Origin of the sequence: Mesorhizobium sp. M0340 (assembly GCF_040321535.1) — a bacterium.
In the GTDB taxonomy this organism is placed as follows: domain Bacteria; phylum Pseudomonadota; class Alphaproteobacteria; order Rhizobiales; family Rhizobiaceae; genus Mesorhizobium.
On record NZ_JAMYRR010000048.1, the window covers coordinates 1 to 18,542 of the forward strand.

The 18,542-nt window shown below is 62.0% G+C and carries 21 protein-coding genes, 3 tRNA genes and 1 pseudogene; 7 read left to right on the top strand and 18 right to left on the bottom strand.

Going from position 1 to position 18,542, the window contains the following annotated elements:
* Positions 1-139 precede the first annotated feature (139 nt).
* From rplL to tuf, 11 genes are all read right to left on the bottom strand, one after another.
* On the bottom strand, positions 140-517 hold the full coding sequence (rplL, locus tag NKI79_RS31985; protein WP_140752948.1) for a 50S ribosomal protein L7/L12: 378 nt from the start codon (positions 515-517) through the stop codon (positions 140-142).
* Between the two features lie 54 nt (positions 518-571).
* A complete protein-coding gene (rplJ, locus tag NKI79_RS31990; RefSeq protein WP_008875657.1) occupies positions 572-1,090 on the bottom strand; it encodes a 50S ribosomal protein L10 in 519 nt (172 codons plus the stop codon).
* A 391-nt stretch (positions 1,091-1,481) separates the two neighbouring features.
* Positions 1,482-2,180: a 50S ribosomal protein L1 gene (gene rplA, locus NKI79_RS31995; protein ID WP_254817142.1), complete on the bottom strand. Its 699-nt coding sequence runs from the start codon at positions 2,178-2,180 to the stop codon at positions 1,482-1,484.
* Between the two features lie 4 nt (positions 2,181-2,184).
* Positions 2,185-2,613, bottom strand: coding sequence for a 50S ribosomal protein L11 (gene rplK, locus NKI79_RS32000; protein ID WP_254817141.1), 429 nt, complete (start codon positions 2,611-2,613; stop codon positions 2,185-2,187).
* 159 nt (positions 2,614-2,772) lie between these two features.
* Positions 2,773-3,300: a transcription termination/antitermination protein NusG gene (gene nusG / locus NKI79_RS32005; protein ID WP_006333333.1), complete on the bottom strand. Its 528-nt coding sequence runs from the start codon at positions 3,298-3,300 to the stop codon at positions 2,773-2,775.
* 27 nt (positions 3,301-3,327) lie between these two features.
* Positions 3,328-3,531: a preprotein translocase subunit SecE gene (secE, locus tag NKI79_RS32010; protein WP_023680439.1), complete on the bottom strand. Its 204-nt coding sequence runs from the start codon at positions 3,529-3,531 to the stop codon at positions 3,328-3,330.
* A gap of 364 nt (positions 3,532-3,895) precedes the next feature.
* Positions 3,896-3,971: transfer RNA gene (locus NKI79_RS32015), tRNA-Trp, on the bottom strand.
* A 77-nt stretch (positions 3,972-4,048) separates the two neighbouring features.
* Complete coding sequence (locus NKI79_RS32020) at positions 4,049-4,558, bottom strand: hypothetical protein (protein ID WP_352807230.1); 510 nt, start codon at positions 4,556-4,558, stop codon at positions 4,049-4,051.
* Positions 4,559-4,686: 128 nt separating this feature from the next.
* Positions 4,687-5,169 (bottom strand): group II truncated hemoglobin, encoded by a 483-nt coding sequence (locus tag NKI79_RS32025; RefSeq protein ID WP_352651208.1) that lies wholly within the window; start codon positions 5,167-5,169, stop codon positions 4,687-4,689.
* Between the two features lie 116 nt (positions 5,170-5,285).
* Complete coding sequence (locus NKI79_RS32030; RefSeq protein ID WP_352807234.1) at positions 5,286-6,977, bottom strand: COG3904 family protein; 1,692 nt, start codon at positions 6,975-6,977, stop codon at positions 5,286-5,288.
* A 158-nt stretch (positions 6,978-7,135) separates the two neighbouring features.
* A complete protein-coding gene (tuf, locus tag NKI79_RS32035) occupies positions 7,136-8,311 on the bottom strand; it encodes an elongation factor Tu (RefSeq protein ID WP_254817137.1) in 1,176 nt (391 codons plus the stop codon).
* A 271-nt stretch (positions 8,312-8,582) separates the two neighbouring features.
* On the opposite strand from tuf, the gene NKI79_RS32040 reads away from it, so the two are divergent.
* The 4 genes and pseudogenes from NKI79_RS32040 to NKI79_RS32055 all read left to right on the top strand — a co-directional run bounded on the left by NKI79_RS32040 (position 8,583) and on the right by NKI79_RS32055 (position 10,734).
* Positions 8,583-9,470 (top strand): DMT family transporter, encoded by an 888-nt coding sequence (locus NKI79_RS32040; protein ID WP_352807237.1) that lies wholly within the window; start codon positions 8,583-8,585, stop codon positions 9,468-9,470.
* A 43-nt stretch (positions 9,471-9,513) separates the two neighbouring features.
* Positions 9,514-9,969, top strand: coding sequence for a GFA family protein (locus NKI79_RS32045; protein ID WP_352807239.1), 456 nt, complete (start codon positions 9,514-9,516; stop codon positions 9,967-9,969).
* Between the two features lie 140 nt (positions 9,970-10,109).
* Positions 10,110-10,406: pseudogene (locus NKI79_RS32050) on the top strand (N-acetylmuramoyl-L-alanine amidase); the annotation flags it as partial.
* Positions 10,407-10,455: 49 nt separating this feature from the next.
* A complete protein-coding gene (locus NKI79_RS32055; protein ID WP_352807252.1) occupies positions 10,456-10,734 on the top strand; it encodes a hypothetical protein in 279 nt (92 codons plus the stop codon).
* Between the two features lie 49 nt (positions 10,735-10,783).
* On the opposite strand, the gene NKI79_RS32060 is transcribed toward NKI79_RS32055, so the two are convergent.
* Positions 10,784-11,041, bottom strand: coding sequence for a GlsB/YeaQ/YmgE family stress response membrane protein (locus NKI79_RS32060; protein ID WP_254817133.1), 258 nt, complete (start codon positions 11,039-11,041; stop codon positions 10,784-10,786).
* Between the two features lie 159 nt (positions 11,042-11,200).
* On the opposite strand from NKI79_RS32060, the gene NKI79_RS32065 reads away from it, so the two are divergent.
* Positions 11,201-11,668 carry a YidB family protein gene (locus tag NKI79_RS32065; protein WP_254817132.1) on the top strand — a complete coding sequence of 156 codons (468 nt, stop codon included), beginning with the start codon at positions 11,201-11,203 and terminating at the stop codon, positions 11,666-11,668.
* A gap of 172 nt (positions 11,669-11,840) precedes the next feature.
* On the opposite strand, the gene NKI79_RS32070 is transcribed toward NKI79_RS32065, so the two are convergent.
* Together NKI79_RS32070 and NKI79_RS32075 are read right to left on the bottom strand one after the other, a co-directional pair.
* Positions 11,841-11,914, bottom strand: a tRNA-Gly gene (locus NKI79_RS32070).
* Between the two features lie 67 nt (positions 11,915-11,981).
* Positions 11,982-12,066 (bottom strand) — tRNA-Tyr (locus tag NKI79_RS32075).
* A gap of 202 nt (positions 12,067-12,268) precedes the next feature.
* Here NKI79_RS32075 and NKI79_RS32080 point away from each other — a divergent pair.
* Complete coding sequence (locus NKI79_RS32080) at positions 12,269-13,120, top strand: TrmH family RNA methyltransferase (protein ID WP_352807242.1); 852 nt, start codon at positions 12,269-12,271, stop codon at positions 13,118-13,120.
* Positions 13,121-13,204: 84 nt separating this feature from the next.
* Here NKI79_RS32080 and NKI79_RS32085 read toward each other — a convergent pair whose 3' ends face one another.
* Genes NKI79_RS32085 through gcl form a run of 3 tightly spaced genes read right to left on the bottom strand, consistent with a single transcriptional unit; the run spans position 13,205 to position 16,725 of the window.
* Positions 13,205-14,119, bottom strand: a complete 915-nt coding sequence (locus NKI79_RS32085; protein WP_352807250.1) for a 2-hydroxy-3-oxopropionate reductase — start codon at positions 14,117-14,119, stop codon at positions 13,205-13,207.
* Between the two features lie 9 nt (positions 14,120-14,128).
* Entirely contained in the window at positions 14,129-14,920 is a 792-nt protein-coding gene (gene hyi, locus NKI79_RS32090) for a hydroxypyruvate isomerase (RefSeq protein ID WP_352807243.1), read from the bottom strand.
* Positions 14,921-14,943: 23 nt separating this feature from the next.
* Complete coding sequence (gene gcl, locus NKI79_RS32095; RefSeq protein WP_352807245.1) at positions 14,944-16,725, bottom strand: glyoxylate carboligase; 1,782 nt, start codon at positions 16,723-16,725, stop codon at positions 14,944-14,946.
* Positions 16,726-16,927: 202 nt separating this feature from the next.
* Here gcl and bhcR point away from each other — a divergent pair, with 202 nt between their 5' ends.
* Positions 16,928-17,785, top strand: coding sequence for an HTH-type transcriptional regulator BhcR (gene bhcR / locus NKI79_RS32100; RefSeq protein WP_352807247.1), 858 nt, complete (start codon positions 16,928-16,930; stop codon positions 17,783-17,785).
* 40 nt (positions 17,786-17,825) lie between these two features.
* Here bhcR and NKI79_RS32105 read toward each other — a convergent pair whose 3' ends face one another.
* Positions 17,826-18,182, bottom strand: a complete 357-nt coding sequence (locus NKI79_RS32105) for a hypothetical protein (RefSeq protein WP_352477490.1) — start codon at positions 18,180-18,182, stop codon at positions 17,826-17,828.
* Positions 18,183-18,542 lie beyond the last annotated feature (360 nt).

Below are 18,542 nucleotides of genomic sequence, written 5' to 3' on the forward strand. Positions count from 1 at the left end.
AAACGGGGACAAACCCGTTTTCATTAAGGCGGGTTGGCGGCCCTCTTTAATGTGTTTTTCGCACTCTTCGCGCTATGCGCCCCCCCTACCCTTGTTGGTTGGGGCGGCCGGCGCTACGCCGCCCGCCGGTACTCAACGCTTACTTCAGTTCAACCTTGGCGCCGGCTGCTTCCAGCTGGGCCTTGAACTTGTCCGCGTCGGCCTTGGAAACGCCTTCCTTGACCGGCTTCGGAGCCGCCTCGACCAGGTCCTTGGCTTCCTTGAGGCCAAGACCGGTGATGGCGCGAACTTCCTTGATGACGTTGATCTTCTGAGCGCCTGCCTCGGTGAGGACGACGTCGAATTCCGTCTTTTCCTCGACAGGAGCAGCAGCGGCCGCAGCGCCGCCGGCAGCGGCAACCGCCACCGGAGCAGCGGCGGAAACGCCCCACTTTTCTTCAAGAAGCTTCGACAGCTCGGCCGCCTCGAGGACGGTCAGCTTCGAAAGGTCGTCTACGATCTTTGCCAGATCAGCCATTGCAATGTTCCTTCATAAGGTTCGAACGTGTGTTTGTGATAGCGAGGAACGGCCTCATGCCGCCTCGTCCTTCCGGGCGTAAGCGCCGATGACGCGCGCGACCGAGGCCGCAGGCGCATTGACGATCTGGGCGATCCGGGTTGCCGGCGTGGCGATCATGCCAACCAGCCTGGCGCGCAGCTCATCGAGCGACGGAAGTGTGGCGAGTGCCTTCACACCGTCGGCGTTGAGCGAGGTGGTGCCCATTGCGCCACCGAGAATGACGAGCTTGTCATTTCCCTTGGCGAAATCGGACGCGACCTTCGGCGCCGCAATCGGATCCTCCGAATAGGCGATCAGCGTCTGTCCCTTGAACAGCTCGATGATCGATGCGGAGTCCGTGCCCTGAAGAGCGATTTTGGCGAGACGGTTCTTCGCGACTTTGACGGTGCCACCGGCGGCGCGCATTTTCGACCGAAGGTCGTTCATTTGCGCGACGGTGATACCGGCGTAGTGGGCCACGACGACTGAACCAGCGCTTGAAAACGCATCATTCAGGCCCGTGACGAGTTCGCGTTTTTCCGCTCTGTCCACTGCCTATCTCCAGTTGACCCCTGCCCTCTACGAAGGACAGGCGTCGGGTTGCCTTTTGCCGGCCGGGCCATCCAGTAACGGATCTCCCGAACGACGCTCGAGGATCCTGCCCCCTTTCGCCACACCTGCCGGCAAGCCGGACGGTGCGCAGACAAAAGGCAAACACGGTTCGAACCTTTCATTGGAGCTTTCGCTCCGTTGTCCGGTCTTCACCCGTCTCATGCAGGCCCACATGAATTAAGGCCCACATCACCTAAGGCTTGGGGGCCGCCTGCAATCTCGGACAGGATGTCCGGAAGCCTTTCGACTTCCGGTACCGGGCCACCGACAGGTCGGAGGCCCGGAATTCTTTCACGGATCAGCGTTTTAGCGGCCGATCCAATTGTTCGTATCAGGACGCTGCGAGCGTCGAGACATCGAGCTTGAGGCCCGGGCCCATCGTCGAGGTGACCGACACCTTCTTGACGTAGTTGCCCTTGGCCCCAGCCGGCTTTGCCCTGGTCACCGCGTCTGCGAAGGCGCGGACGTTTTCTTCCAGCGCCTTGACGTCGAATGACACCTTGCCGACGCCGGCATGAACGATGCCGGCCTTCTCGACGCGGAACTCGACGGCGCCGCCTTTCGATGCCTTGACAGCGGCGGCAACGTCAGTGGTGACGGTGCCGACCTTCGGGTTCGGCATCATGCCGCGCGGGCCGAGCACCTTGCCGAGACGGCCGACCAGCGGCATCATGTCCGGCGTGGCGATGCAGCGGTCAAAGTCGATCGTGCCCTTCTGGACGATGTCGACCAAGTCCTCGGCTCCGACGATGTCGGCGCCGGCAGCCTTGGCCTCCTCGGCCTTGTCGCCGCGCGCGAACACGGCGACGCGAACGCTGCGGCCGGTGCCGTTCGGCAGATTGACCACGCCGCGGACCATCTGGTCGGCATGGCGGGGATCGACGCCGAGGTTCATCGCGACTTCGACGGTCTCATCGAACTTCACCGAGGAGCGATCCTTGAGCAGTTTCAGCGCCTCACCCAAAGCGTAAGCCTTGTTGGGGTCGATGCCTTCGCGGGTCTTCGATACACGCTTTGCAATCTTTGCCATGATCTCAGCCCACCACTTCCAGACCCATCGAGCGGGCGGAGCCCTCGACCATGCGCATGGCCGCCTCGACGTCGTTTGCGTTCAGATCCTTCATCTTCTGCTCGGCGATTGCGCGCACCTTGTCGCGGCCGATCGTACCGGCCTTGAGCTTGCCCGGCTCCTTGGAACCCGACTTCAGGTTGGCGGCCTTCTTCAGGAAATAGCTCACCGGCGGCGTCTTCATGACAAAGGTGAACGACTTGTCCTGGTAGTAGGTGATGACGACCGGAACCGGCGAACCCTTTTCCATTTCCTGGGTCTGCGCGTTGAACGCCTTGCAGAACTCCATGATGTTGATGCCACGCTGACCAAGCGCCGGGCCGATCGGGGGCGACGGCGTGGCCGATCCCGCGGAAACCTGGAGCTTGAGCTGGCCTGCAATTTTCTTAGCCATCTCTCTTCCTGCCTTTTCTCATGCCGGTCTTGCCGGCGGTTGCAGTCTGGTGGTGCGGTCCGCGCGGCCGGCTAAAGCCGCATTCGCCTCCCACCCGTTTTGGCCGCGCGATCTCCGCGCCGCCTTCCCTGCCGCCGAAACCGGTGCAGGGATTTCGGATCAGCCCTTCTCGACCTGTCCGAATTCCAGATCGACCGGCACAGCGCGCCCGAAGATCGAAACTTCCACCTTGAGCCGCGCCCGTTCCTCGTCCACTTCCTGGACGAAACCGTTGAAGGACGCGAATGGTCCATCCGAAACGCGGATAGCTTCGCCGATCTCGAACGTCACCGACGGCTTCGGCCGCTCGACGCCCTCCTGAACCTGGTTCAGGATACGCTGGGCCTCGGCTTCGGTGATCGGCACCGGCTTGGAGTCGCCCAGGAAACCGGTAACCTTCGGCGTGTTCTTGACGAGCGAGAACACGGCGTCGGTCAGATTGGCCTTCAGCAGCACATAGCCCGGAAAGAACTTGCGCTCGGCATCGACCTTGCGGCCGCGGCGGATCTCGACGACCTTCTCGGTCGGCACCACGATCTGCTCGATGTCGGCGGACAGGCCCTTCTGCTTGGCCTTGTTCTCAATGTCCTCGGCGACCTTCTTTTCAAAGTTCGAGTAGGCGTGGACGATGTACCACCGCGCGGTCATTTCAAGACTTCTCCGTAATCGCCGGACTTACTGTCCGAGGCCGAGGATTTTTTCGACCGCAAAGCCCATGGCCACGTCTGCGGTAAAGAAAAAGATCATCGCGATGACCGCGAACACAAGCACCATCACCGTTGAGATCATCGTTTCGCGCCGCGACGGCCAAGTGACCTTGGCGGTCTCCGCGCGAACCTGCTGGAGAAAGGTGAAGGGATTTGTGGTTTTCGAAGCCATATGCCGCTCTGTCTGCAAGACCCGTTGGCCGGGCCTCCTGGATGATCCCGCTGGCCGGGACGTGCCGCCTGAGCGTGCGTTCGCGCCGAATCAGCGCAATCATTTCGCCCATGCAAATCAGACGCGTAAAGCCGGCTTCCCAGCTCCACGCGTCGCGTGTCTGTCTCGTCTACATAAAACCGATTCTTGATCCACGCAAGTGGCAAGTGTCCGCTTTATGGCCAAACGCCGCCTCGGAACCATCCAGTCGTCCCGTCCCGGCTATGCGGCCCTTATGCCGCAACTTGTGCTATATGGCAAGTCACAAGCCGATTTTCAAAGGCCGCACTGCAAAAGAATCGTTTTTAGGTATCCATTCAAAGAATGGCACGGGCAGCAGGGCTCGAACCTACGACCTGCGGTTTTGGAGACCGCCGCTCTACCAACTGAGCTATGCCCGTATGCGCATGTCGGCGCAGCAGGCGCTTCCTAAAAGCTTCCGCGCGCTCTGTAAAGAGCGACGTGCGCTGCCCAGCCTTCATCTGCTGAAGTCCAGGCGTCCTCCCGGCCATTTCCCGTCGATTCTCTGGTTGCTGACGATCAAGCCGACCCAGGGACGCACGATTTTCGGGTCGGTCAGATTGACATATTTTCCAACCAGCCCTTTCGCACCCTCGCGCCGCGCATCGATCAGCCCTTTGCGCACGCCATGATGCCAATCGAACAATAGGTAAACTCTCTCTCCCGCTGTCTTCACCTCGCCCCGGCCGGACTTCCATTTATCCTTGGCATCGCCCGGAATCGTGGGATCGGCACCGCCGTTCCACCGGCTGGACCAGCTGCCGTCGATCGTGTCGTTGCCGTCACTTTCGGTGCCCCACATTTCGGCGTTTTCATCACTTGCAGTTCCCTCCAGTTTCACGCCGGCGGCGAACGCCGAGACCTCCTCGTCGTCGGGAGTGGGGACGTCCATGACGCCAAATGGATTTCGAGTTCCGCGACCGCTGTCAAAGGCGCTGTCTGAACTTTTCTTGCGTTCCGATCTCATCGCAAGCCTCCGGTTCTCAGTGTGGCCCCGCCAGTCGACGGCGACTTCAAACCGTTAGCCTGGAGGACCGAAACCTCCATAGCCACCCGTTTCCTGGCCGGCGGGGTTTTCGACCGATTCGTGCCCGGTCAGTCTCCCGAAGGCGGCTTGTAGGGGCCGCCCGGCACCCCCCAACCCCAGGTCGGCATTGGTTCGCTCTCGGGATCGCAGGTCGGGCCCTTGTTGGAGTTCATCTTGGCCAGCCGCGATCCCCATTCGACATAGCCCATGAAGGCCGAGCGGAATTCGGGATCGTCAGGCAACCCGATCTCGTCGGCGGCGTCGGCGAGAAGATTGATCCAGCGCCGGCGCTGCTCCTCGGTCAGATGCTTGCCGAGATGATGCATCACCATCTCGCGATGGCCGCCATGTTTTTCGCTGTAGGTTTTCGGTCCGCCAAAGACTTCGCCGATGAAAGCCGCCACGTGAGCGGGATGGTCCGGCGACATGTGCTTGAACACCGGCCCGACGATGGGGTCCCGAGCGACTTTGTCGTAGAAGGTCTGGGTAAGGCGGTTCAGCGCTTCGGAGCCGCCGGCCCATTCGAACAATGTCGGGACATCCTGGCTCATTCGCTATCCCCCTATGCTGGTCTTCGCTGGACGATAGCGGAAATATCGAGCGCCGCTCAACCTGCCTCGATGGCCAGTCGGCCCGGCTATCATGCCTGCCTTACGATTTGACCGGCCTATGATTTCACGGGCGTGGTGGCCTGAGCCTTGGCGCCCGAGATCTCGCGGCAGTTCTCCGGCCTTGGCTCCGATCTGCAGATGCCAGGCCCGGTCAATTCGTCCGCGGACCCAGGCCCGGTCGTCAGCCCGACTTTCAGCATCATCTCTGGTTCAAGGTGCCGGTAGCGCGAGTACTGCGCCGATTGCATCGCCGAAAACATGCCGGGTCCAACAGTCATGTCCTCGAGATAGGCCTTGACCCGCTGCTCGAAGCCCATCGAATGCACGCTCAACTGTGCACGCGGGCCGACCAGGCGTTTGACACCGCCGGCGAGCATGATCGGGCAGGCCGAGCCGCACTCGCCGCCGGCATCGACCGTCAGTCCGTTGTAGACGCCGTCTTCGGCCGTGCAGTCGGCCTGCCGCGGCTCGCAGCCAATGAAATCCGTCCGCGCCACGGCGACGTCGAGTTTACGTTCGCGGATCAGCCTTCCGGCCGCCAAAGCACCGAGCACGTCGCCACCCGGCGAACTGACTACGATGGGCAGGCGCCGGTCGCCGACGCTATCAAGCAGTTGGCGCAATTTTTCGGCCGTGTCAGCGGTAATCGTGCCTTCGGCCGAGATCCATTCCGGGCAATTGGGATTGCATAGCGGGTTGCTGCCGCGGACCAGGACGAAGCGCATGTCAGCGACCTCCTTCGCCGGCGGGGTTTCGAGCCCCAGAGGTGCAGGCTCGGCGCTCGCCACCACTTGCCCGGCCGGCTTCGCGATATTCGCCGGCGCCGGCACTTCCCTGCAACTCGCCGGCAACGGATCGGATTTGCACAGGGTTGGCGCGGTCAGCAGGTCGACGGCATCCAGACTGGTGACGAGATTCATTTGCAGCATATCGTAGGGAATCAGTTGCTGGATGCCGCTGGCCGGCGTGCTTTTCATAGTCTCAAGCACGCCCAGGCCGACGCCCATCTCCTTCAGATAGGCCGCCAGCTTCCGCTCCAGCGGTTTGTTCATTTCGTAGGTCTTGTAGCTGCCCGCGTTCTTCCGGCTGACGACCCTGGTACTGAGTATCTTCTTCTTGCCTTTCACCATACGGTAGGTGGTGCGGTACAGCAGTTTCGTCCGGATATAGGTCGTGGTGATCTGATGGACGCCGAGAAAGGCCCACTCCCCGACCACGCGCCGGATGCCACCGGAAAACATCAACGGGCAGGCGGAATTGCAGATGGCGCCGTTGCCATAGGCATCGCCGAAATAACGGGCGCCTTTGCCGTCGTTTTCCTTGCAGTTCTTCATATCTGGCAGGCAGCCGGCGAAGCGGGTTTTGCCGACCGCGATATCGAGCTTGTTCTTGCGGATCAGGCGGCCAAGTGTCAGCGCCGCTTCGACATTGCCGCCGGGGGAATCGACGACGATCGGCAGCTTTCGGGCGCCAAGCGCCTTAAGCGTGCGCTTGAAAAGGGCCGGCGTGCCGGCTTCAATCGAGCCTTCCGCCGATATCCATTCCGGACAGGTCGGCTCGCAGCCCGGCGCGCTGCTGCGGACGACGACGAACCGCATCGTCGGGCCGAAATCCGGCGTGGATTTTTCCGGCGTGGATTTTTTTGCATCCGCCGCGAAGGCAGCGTGGCCCATGGCAAGCAACGACACAAGGCAGATCAGGCCTAGCGTCCACCATGCCTGGCTATGCAAACGGCGCCATGGAACCATTTGGGCAGCCCCCTCGATGCAACCTATACTAGTTATGGCAGAGGCGCTTGCAACAGGATTTAAGGCAATGCGGTTAATCCATTGCCGGAATATCAGAATCAAAAAGGGCGGCCCGAAGACCGCCCTTTCGCATCCGATCTCAACCGGCAGCGTGACGATTACTCTTTGATGGTGACGACGATGCCGGCACCGACGGTGCGGCCGCCTTCACGGATGGCGAAGCGCAGCTTCTCTTCCATGGCGATCGGCACGATCAGCTCGACATCGACGGTGATGTTGTCGCCCGGCATCACCATCTCGGTGCCTTCCGGCAGCGACACGATGCCGGTCACGTCCGTCGTGCGGAAGTAGAACTGCGGACGGTAGTTGGTGAAGAACGGCGTGTGGCGGCCGCCCTCGTCCTTGGTCAGGATGTAGGCTTCGGCAACAAACTTCTTGTGCGGCTTGACGGTGCCGGGCTTGGCCAGGACCTGGCCGCGCTCGACGCCTTCACGGTCGACACCGCGCAACAGCGCGCCGATGTTGTCGCCCGCCTGACCCTGGTCGAGCAGCTTGCGGAACATCTCGACGCCCGTGCAGGTCGTCTTGGTGGTCGGACGGATGCCGACGATCTCCAGCTCCTCGCCGACCTTGACGACGCCGCGCTCGACGCGGCCGGTCACCACCGTGCCACGGCCCGAGATCGAGAACACGTCCTCGATCGGCATCAGGAACGGCTTGTCGAGCGGACGAACCGGCGTCGGAATGTAGGCATCGACCGCAGCCATCAGCTCGCGGATGGCGTCCTCGCCGATCTTCTTGTCGGAATCTTCAAGGGCGGCAAGCGCCGAACCCTTGACGATCGGAATGTCGTCGCCGGGGAACTCGTTCTTGGTCAAAAGCTCGCGCACCTCGAGTTCGACCAGCTCGAGCAGCTCGGCGTCGTCGACCTGGTCGACCTTGTTCAAAAACACCACGATCGAGGGCACGCCGACCTGGCGGGCCAAAAGGATGTGCTCGCGGGTCTGTGGCATCGGACCGTCGGCGGCCGACACCACCAGGATCGCGCCGTCCATCTGCGCGGCACCGGTGATCATGTTCTTCACATAATCGGCGTGGCCGGGGCAATCGACATGGGCATAGTGGCGGTTAGCGGTCTCGTATTCGACATGCGCCGTCGAAATGGTGATGCCGCGTGCCTTCTCTTCGGGCGCCGCATCGATCTGGTCGTAGCGCTTGTATTCGCCAAAATACTTGGTGATCGCCGCCGTCAGCGACGTCTTGCCATGGTCGACGTGACCAATCGTGCCAATGTTCACATGAGGCTTAGTGCGCTCGAATTTACCTTTTGCCATAGTCTCTTTCCTTGGACGGCCTGGGGACGGCCTGGACCTTCAGTTCAGTCGAATGCGGGGCGATTAGCGACTAAGGCCGAAAAACACAAGTGCCTTGTCGCCGAGCGCGCTCGCCCGCCCGAACGCGTGATCCGGTTTCGGAGAATGTGGCGCGGATATAAGAACGAACAAGGGCAAATGGAATGGTTACGGCGGCGGCTGACGGCTTTGACGGATTTACAGCCGGATCTGGCCCATTGCCGCTTTGGCGCCGGTCTGATTTCGTGGGCCGATGCATTTCATCCCGACTGCCTTACGAGGCCCGCTGTTCATGGTCGTTTCGACCGGGTCCTACATCGTCAACGACACGATGATGAAGCTCGCAACCGCGGGACTGCCGCCCTATGAGGTGCTGTTCCTGCGCGGCGCTGCGGCAACGTTGTGGGGCATTCCGCTGCTGTTCATGCTGGGCTATGGCAAGCAGATCCCGCTGATCCTCGATGCGACGGTTTTGCGCAGGAACCTGCTCGAACTGGGTGCGATCCTTTGCTACGTGGTGGCGCTCGCCAACATGCAGATCGCCGACTCCACCGCGCTCGGACAGATCACGCCCTTGCTGATGCTGGTCGGCTCCTCGATGCTGTTTGGCGAACGGATCGGCGGGGTTCGCCTGGCGCTGATCGGGCTCGGCTTTGTCGGCGCGGTGATGGTGGCACAACCGACGATGCAGGGGATTTCGGTTTACGCCCTGCTGGCGCTCGGCAATGCAGCCCTGTCCGCGGCGCGCGATCTGGCCGGGCGCAAGGTCGCTGCCGACGTGCCGGGAATGGTCGTGGCTATTTCCGCAGTGATTGTGGTGCTCGCCGGCGCCGGCGTTGCGCACCTGGTTTCCGAGCAGTGGGTGGTGCCTGAAACCCGTCACCTGCTGCTGATGGGCGCCGCCGGACTGTTCCTGATCTTCGGCCACTTCTTCATTTTCATGGCCTATCGTGTCGGGCCGACCAGCGTAGTGGCGCCGTTCTACTATTGCTTTACCGTCTGGGCGGTGATTTCAGGCCTGGTGGTTTTCCGGCAGCTCCCGAATGCGCTGGCCATCTGCGGCATCCTGCTGGTCGTGGCCAGCGGGTTGACCATCGTCTCGCTCGACGAGCGCAAGCGCCGGCTAACCGTCGTCGCCTAGAGCTGGAAACGGCGTAGGGACAATCGCCTGAGTGGAGAAGCGTATGGCAAGCCCGGAGAACGGAAACAACCAGAATGCAAGCAACCGCATGCTCGCCGGAAAATGCCTGTGCGGCGCCGTTCAGTACGCGGTGGCGGACGCGTTCGTCTATGCCGCGAACTGCCACTGCTCGAACTGCCGGCGCACCACCGGTTCGGCCTTCAAGCCGTTCGCCGGCATCGAGCGGGACAGGCTGAGCCTGGCGAGGGGCGAGGACAATCTCATGATCTTCGGCGACGAAACCGGCCATGACGCGCACTGCAAGACTTGCGGCTCGTTGCTCTATTCGGTGGTCCGCGACGGTGCCTTCGTGCATGTCGCCATGGGAAGCCTCGTCGGCGAGCCAACCATCCGCCCGACGCAGCACATCTTCGTCGACTCCAAGGCGAAGTGGTTCACGATCACTGACGATCTGCCGCAATACAGAGAACACGCGGTCGCCGAAGATGCCGGCGAATAGCAGACCGTTAGAAACGCTCAACCAAACTATCGTTTTGTTTTCGCGTCCGCCGCCAAGGAAACTATACTGGGCTCCGTCACTGAACTTATGTCGCGGAAATTTCTGTGGCATTGCCGCCCGACTGGTTGCCCAATGTTGCGATGAAGCGCGTCGTTTGCCATTGGACGGCAGGCTCGTATTCGGCCGGCGACACCGATAGGGATGCGTATCACATACTGGTCGAGGGGAATGGCCGTTTGGTCAGGGGCCGGCCGTCGATCGCGCTCAATTCGGGTCGGGTAAAACCGGGATATGCCGCGCACACGCTCAACTGCAATGGCGGCTCGATCGGGGTTTCGCTCTGCTGCATGGCCGGGGCGGAGGAAAGGCCGTTCGATGCCGGCCGCTATCCGATGACCAGGGCACAGTGGAACGCGATGACCGCGGTTGTCGCCGAACTCTGCAAATATTACCGCATCAAGGTCACGCCCAAAACGGTGCTGTCGCATGCCGAAGTCGAGAGCAATCTGGGCATCGAGCAGCGCGGAAAAATGGGATTTCACCCGGCTGCCCTTCGATCCGACGATCAGCGGCGCAAGCGCCTGTGGCGAGCGGCTGCGTCGCGACGTGACGGCGGCAATGGGCGAGATGCCCAATCTGCCGGTGAGGATTGGGCGCGATGCCGTATGGCAGCGATTGCTGGAGGAACTATGGCCGATCATGGTGAGAGGGCTGGAAGCCGGCCTCAACACGCTGATCCGCCAGATCCTCAAAAGGATTAGATAGGCGCTCGGCATTCGGGTGAATGCCGGCGCAACTGCCGATCTGCCCGTTTCTAAAGAGCCCGCCTGCCGGTAAACTGGTGATAAGCCCACAGGACAACTATCGCGCCTATCACGGCCACTATCAGACTATAGATGTTCAGCCCCGTAACGCCCGACGCACCAAAGGCGCTGAAGATCAGCCCGCCGACGATAGCCCCGACAATCCCAAGCACGATATCGAGCACCAGGCCCTGCCCGCTTTTATTGACGATCTTGCTGCCTATGAAGCCGGCGATGACGCCGAGAATAATCCAGCTTAATATTGACATTTTTCCTCTCCGTTCCCCGCACCCGATTACTTCCACATTATTAAGCAAAGCTCAAGCCAACTTGAAAATCATGATTACGGAAAGCTCAAACCGGCTTGAAATTCGCCATGAATGCGTCATTGTCGGAGACGGACGGGCAATTTGACATGGAGATCCACAATGGGACTGTTTGACAATGCCGTTCCGGGCGGCAACGTCGCCAAGCCGCTGATGATCGCGCTCGGCGCACTTTTGGTGGGAAAAATGCTGAGCAGTGGAAGTTCCGCCCAGCCGGAGGCAGCGCAGAGCCCTGCCCCCGTCCCGCCTGATACAACCGCATCCGCCGACGGCGGACTGCTTGGCGGTCTGGGCGGCCTGCTCGACAAACTGAAGGACGCCGGCCACGGCAACGTCGCCAATTCGTGGGTCGGCACCGGTCAGAACCAGCCGATCAACCCCAACGATCTGGGCAGCGCTCTCGGGCCGCAAATCATTCAGGAGATCGCGCAAAGGACGGGCCTGAATCAGCAGGAATTGCTCCAGCAATTGTCCGCGGCCTTGCCGGGACTTGTCGACCAGCTGACGCCGAACGGGCAAGTGCCGCAGCAGAACCAGCTCGCGTCCATATTCAGCAAATTCGCGAGCTGACGCCTGTCGCCCAACGCCGCCTGCGGTTCGGGACAACGATATGCGTAAAACACAGATTAAGATGCGCGTCCTTCTGGACGCGCATTGAACGCTCTGAACTATCGGCAAGCGCTTCGCTTGGCGCCGCCTGCTTCGGGATCGTGCGCGAAGTGCGCCGTGGCCTGGGGAAATCTGGAGCGGGTAGCGGGAATCGAACCCGCATATTCAGCTTGGAAGGCTGCTGCTCTACCACTGAGCTATACCCGCGCCTTTCAGTCAAGCATCGGATCCGCTCCGACGCTCGCGCTGCGTTTCAGGGCTTCCGGGCCGGCAGTGGTGGAGAGGGTTGGATTTGAACCAACGTAGGCATAGCCAACGGATTTACAGTCCGTCCCCTTTAACCACTCGGGCACCTCTCCAGTCTGCCGCCGGAGCCATGCAACGAGGCATCGACGCGTCGCGGCCGCCAAAGCAGCCTTTCCGCGCAGCGCCTTATGGCGGGAGCGTCCAAAACTGTCAACCGCAACATCCCGGCAAAAAGCGCTGAATTTCACACCTCGCCCGACAAGCAGCTTGTGCGGCTGTATCCATGACCGGACGACACGGCTATAGAAGCCGGCCATGAGCAACGATAACAAATCCAAGACCCCGAAAGACACCCACTACGCCAAGCTGCGCCGTGCGCATCGCGACGAGAAGAGCGGCGGCGCGCCGGCGTTCAGGCCACGCCAGCCGGTGCCGCCCGGCGAGACCGCCGCGGACGGGCTGGTGCGGCTCTACGGGCTGCACACGGTGCGGGCGGCGCTCGACAATCCGCGCCGCAAGATCAAAAAAATGCTGGTGACGCGCAACGCTGCCGAGCGCCTGGCAATCGCCGATCTTGCCGCTTTGCCCTTCAAGGCGGAACTGGTCGAGCCGAAGGACATCGACAAGGTCACCGGCTCGGATGCCGTGCATCAGGGCGTGCTGATCGAGGCCGAGTCGCTAAAACCCAAGCGCCTCGATGCGCTTGGCGACACCAGGCTGGTGCTGGTGCTCGATCAGATCACCGATCCGCACAATGTCGGCGCAATCCTGCGCTCGGCGGTGGCTTTCGGCGCCGGCGCGCTGATCACCACGGCGCGCCACAGCCCACAGGAATCCGGCGTGCTGGCGAAGTCGGCTTCCGGCGCGCTGGAACACATCGACCAGATAGAGGTGAAGAACCTGGCCGATGCGCTCGGCCAACTGCACGAGGCCGGGTTTCAGACGATAGGGCTGGATTCGGACGGTCCGGCGGAGCTCGAAAAGAGTTTTTCGGGAGAAAAGATCGCATTGGTGCTCGGCGCCGAGGGCAAAGGCCTGCGCCAGAAGACGCGCGAAACGGTGACGACGCTTGCCCGGCTAGACATGCCCGGCGCCATCCGCTCGCTCAACGTGTCGAATGCCGCGGCGGTAAGCCTTTATGCGGCAAGGAAATTTTTGAAAGAGTGAATGGTGAGACTGCACGTAGGTCGTGACCAAACTCATTACCAACTACTCACTGCTACTTACTATTTACTGCTCACTACTCACTATTCACCCCACTTCACATCCCGCCATCCGCTCCAGCGCCCTGACCAGCGCCGAGTGATCTTCTTTGGCCCCGCCATTCGCCGCGCAGGAGTTGAACAGTTGCTGTGTCGTCGAGGTGTTGGGCAGCGCGACGCCGAGCGCCTTGGCGCCTTCGAGAGCGAGATTAAGATCCTTCTGGTGCAGTTCGATGCGGAAGCCGGGCGCGAAGCTGCGCTTTATCATGCGCTCGCCATGCACTTCGAGGATGCGCGAGGCGGCCAATCCGCCCATCAGCGCCTGCCGCACCTTGGCCGGATCGGCACCGGCTTTTGAAGCAAAGACAAGCGCTTCGGCGACGGCCTCGATGGTCAGCGCGACGACGATCTGATTGGCGACTTTGGTTGTCTGGCCGACGCCGTTCGGTCCGACCAAGGTGATGTTCTTGCCCATCTTTTCGAACACCGGCCTGGCGCGTTCGAAGGCCCTTTCCTCGCCGCCGACCATGATGGTCAGCGACGCCGCCTTGGCGCCGACCTCGCCGCCCGACACCGGCGCGTCGAGGTAGTCGCAGCCGACATCGTTGATCTTTTTTGCGAATTCCTTGGTCTCGATCGGCGAGATCGAGCTCATGTCGATGACCAGCTTGCCCCTTGTCAGCCCGGACGCGACGCCGTTTTCGCCGAACAGCACGTCGGCCACCTGCGGCGTATCCGGCACCATGGTGATAATGATGTCCGCCGTTTTGGCGACGGCGCTGTGGCCAGCGACGACCTTCAGACCCTTGGCGACGAGATCGGCCGGCGGCTTCGAGCGATGATCGCTGGCGACGACGGTGTAGCCCGCATCGAGCAGATGCCCCGCCATCGGCGCACCCATGATGCCGAGGCCGATAAAGCCGATGGTGTCCATGTCTTTCTCCGTTTCTTGTAAGGCGGCGATGCGTAGCGTCTACGCCGCCGCCTGCCCGGCCAACTCCCGAAACCAGCCCAGTCCGGCTTCCGTCCCACCCTTCGGCTTGTATTCGGCGCCAACCCAGCCGGAATAGCCGATGCGGTCGATGTGGCTGTACAGGAAGGGAAAATTGATCTCGCCCGTCCCCGGCTCATGACGGCCGGGATTGTCCGCAAGCTGGATATGCGCGATGCGGTTGAGGTTTGCCTCAATGGTACGGGCGAGATCCCCCTCCATGATCTGCATGTGATAGATGTCGTATTGCAGGAACAGATTCTTCGAGCCGACGCGGTCGATGAGCGCCAGGGCCTGGTCCGAGTAATTCAGGAAAAAGCCCGGAATGTCGCGGGTGTTGATCGGCTCGATCAGCAGCCTGATGCCGGCCTGCTCCAGCTTTTCCGCCGCGAATGCCAGGTTTTCGGCGAACACGTCTTCCAGCACGGAGCGATCGACGCTCTGCGGCGCGATGCCGGCGAGGCAATTGACCTGCTCGCAGCCGAGCGCGTGCGCATAGGTGACGACCTTGGCAATGCCTTGCCGGAACTCCGGGATGCGGTCCGGCAGGATCGCAATGCCGCGCTCGCCCTTGGCCCAGTCGCCGGCAGGCAGGTTGAACAGGACCTGCGTCAACCCGTTCTTCTTCAACCTGGCCGCGACGACATCCGGCGCATGGTCATAGGGACCGATATACTCGACGCCCTTGAAGCCCGCGCGGGCAGCGGCATCGAAGCGGTCGAGAAAGTCATGCTCGCCAAAGAGCATCGAAAGATTGGCTGAAAACCGTGGCATGGCAGTAGTTCCTCATATGCGGCTTAATCGAGCATGACGATCGCCGTGGGGGCATCTTCATGGCGCTCGGCAAGCTCCTCGAATTCGGTGATCTTGTCGATTTCGGTACCCATCGAAACGTTGGTGACGCGCTCGAGGATGAATTCGAGCACCACCGGAACCTGGTGCTCGTCCATCAGGCGCTTTGCCTCTTCGAAGGCACCGGCGAATTCCTCCGGCCGGCGCACCCGGACCGCCTTACAGCCCATCGCCTCGGCAACGGCGACGTGATCGACGCCATAGCCAGCTTCGGCATCGCCCTGTCGGTTGACGTTCTCGAAGGCCAGGCTGACTTCGAAATCCATCGAAAACCCGCGCTGCGCCTGGCGGATCAGCCCGAGATAGGCGTTGTTCACCACGACATGGATGTAGGGCAATTTGTGCTGTGCGCCGGCCGCCAGTTCCTCGATCATGAACTGGAAATCATAGTCGCCGGACAATGCCACAATTGTGCGGTCCGGATCGGCTGCGCGAACACCAAGGGCTGCCGGCAATGTCCAGCCGAGCGGGCCGGCCTGGCCGCAATTGATCCAGTTGCGTGGTTTGTAGACATGCAGGAATTGCGCCCCGGCGATCTGCGACAGGCCGATCGTGGTGACATAGGTGGTGTCGCGGCCGAACGCCTTGTTCATCTCCTCGTAGACGCGCTGCGGCTTCAGCGGCACCTGGTCGAAGTGGGTCTTGCGCTTCATCGTCTTCTTGCGCTGCCGGCATTCGCCGGCCCAGCCCGACCAGTCGCGCAATTTCCCGGCGGTCCTCCATTCGGTGGCGACGTCGAGCAGCATCTTAAGCGCCGCACCGGCATCCGAGACGACGCCAAGGTCCGGTGCGAAGACGCGGCCGATCTGCGTCGGCTCGATATCGACGTGGACGAACTTCTTGCCCTTGGTGTAGACGTCGACCGAACCGGTGTGGCGGTTGGCCCAGCGGTTGCCGATGCCGAAAACGAAATCGGCCTCGAGCATCGTCGTATTGCCGTAGCGATGCGAGGTCTGCAGTCCGCACATGCCGGCCATCAGGCGGTGGTCGTCGGGGATCGCGCCCCAGCCCATCAGCGTCGGAATGACAGGCACGCCGGTGACCTCGGCGAATTCTATCAACAGGTCCGACGCATCGGCGTTGATGATGCCGCCGCCGGCGACGATCACAGGCTTTTCCGCCGCGTCGAGCATTTTCAGCGCCTTCTCCGCCTGGGCGCGCGACATTGCCGGCTTGAACAGCACCAGCGGCTCGTAGGCATCGATGTCGAACTCGATCTCCGCCAGTTGCACGTCGACCGGCAGGTCGACCAGCACCGGCCCCGGCCGCGACGAGCGCATCAGATGGAACGCCTTCTGCAGCGCCATCGGCACCAGATAGGGTTCCATGACGGTAACAGCCCATTTGGCGACCGGTGCGGCGATAGCGGCGATGTCGACGGCCTGAAAATCCTCCTTGTTGAGACGTGCGCGCGGCGCCTGCCCGGTGATGCAGAGGATCGGGATAGAATCGGCGGCGGCCGAATAGAGGCCGGTGATCATGTCGGTGCCGGCCGGACCCGACGTGCCGATGCACAGACCGATATTGCCCGATCTGGCGCGGGTAAACCCTTCGGCCATATGCGAGGCCGCCTCGACGTGCCGCGCAAGTATGTGGCGGATGCTGCCCCTCGCCTTCAGCGCCGAATAAAGCGGGTTGATCGCAGCACCCGGCACGCCGAAGGCACACGAGATGCCTTCCTTTTCGAGAACGAGAACCGCTGCGTCGACTGCGCGCATCTTGGCCATGTCAGCCTCCACGGAATTGTTGATGGCTGATGATGCCAGTGCGTCGATTATTTTTCAATTTTTTCAGAATATTTTTTCATTTCTAGAGAACGGCTCTAGATGATTGAATTATTTGGCCTTTTTGTTTTCCATAAATTCGCTTCGCCGGCCGGTGAAAAACTTTTTCATTGCTTGTTGGGCGAACAGAGCGAAGAATGGCCCGATGGAAAACACCGAAAAACGCCAGCGCGGCCGGCCGCGCGCTTTCAACGGGCCATCCGAGGCCGCCTCGGTGCAGTCGCTGGACCGGGCGCTGCGCATCCTGGCAATCGTCGCCGATGGCAGCGGCCTGTCGTTGAGCGAGATCGCCGCCAGTTCCGGCCTGCCGGCATCCACCGCCTACCGCATGCTGACGACGCTGGAGAACCATGGCATGGTCGAGTTCGAAGGCACCGACCAGCTGTGGTCGATCGGCGTCGAGACCTATCGCATGGGCGCGGCGTTCCTGCGCCGCCGCAAGCTGGTCGACCGCGCCCGTATCGTCATGCAGGAATTGATGGAGAAGACCGGCGAGACCGCCAATCTCGGCGTCGCCGAGGACGATTGCGTGGTCTTCGTCAGCCAGGTCGAGACGCACCAGGCGATCCGCGCCTTCTTCCGGCCGGGCACGCGCAGTTCCTTCCATGCCTCGGGCATTGGCAAGGCGGTGCTGGCGCATCTCGAGCCGGAACGGGTAGCCACCATACTGCGCCGGGCCGGGCTGGAGCGCTTCACCGAAAACACGTTGTCCGACATCTCGGCGCTCGCCCGCGATCTGGTGACGATCAAGCTGCGCGGCTGGTCGGTCGATGACGAGGAGCGGCATCCAGGTATGCGCTGTGTCGCCGCCGCCATCTTCAACGAATTCGGCGAACCGATCGGCGGCGTCTCGGTCTCCGGGCCGACGGTACGGGTCACACCGGAGCGGCTGGCCGAAATCGGCCCGCTGGTGCGCGATGCAGCAGCGCAGGTGACGAGGATGATCGGCGGCCTGCCGACCCCTCCCGGCCCTGGCAGCAAACCGAGCGCATGGCAGCGCTGACCAGCGCCGAATTGTGCGACATCTGCCAGGATGGCCAGAGCTAGCCCCCGGGCACCGCGCTCTTGGTCGACAGGTCGTAGAAGTCAAGCAGCATCGCCAGCCCAACCCCGCAGGCGGTGAAGATGAGGCCGGCAATGAAGATACGATTGGCGCGTTCATAAACGCGCCGTTGTAGAGACGTTATGTCGAGCAGCAACCGCAGCGCTCGTATCTGCAGGGCAATGCCGATCAAAATCGGCACGACGGCAGCCAGGTGATAGATTTCCCATGGTATCGGGTTGGCGGCCCAATGCGTGATGAAGCCCAGCGAGAACGCCAGCAGGATGCCGACCGTGGTGATTGTGCCGTTGCGGAAAACCGTCTCGATCGGCTCTTCGTTCGGATCGTGCTCGCCCAAGCGCCCTCTCTCCCTGTTTCGGCTCGGCAGTAGATTAGGCTGTCGGGAAATCCCTGTACATTGGCAAGAGTGTTGGCGAATGCTGAAGCGGCATCCGATCTCGCCTTAATCGATGTTCGACAGGACAGAGAGGCTGACGGAGCGCGACTTTATTCCAGCCTGGGTTCCTCGCCCACGGAAGTGGGGAGAGGTGGCGCGGCGAAGCCGCGACGAAGAGGGGACCGCGCCCTACGAAGGCTCCCTCTCCGGGGGCGGGGGGGGGCCCCCCCCCCCCCCCCGCGCCCCGGCGCGGGCGCCCCCCCCCCCACGCCGCGACAGGGTCCCCCCCCCACCCCCCCCACCGCCACACCCCAAAAAACA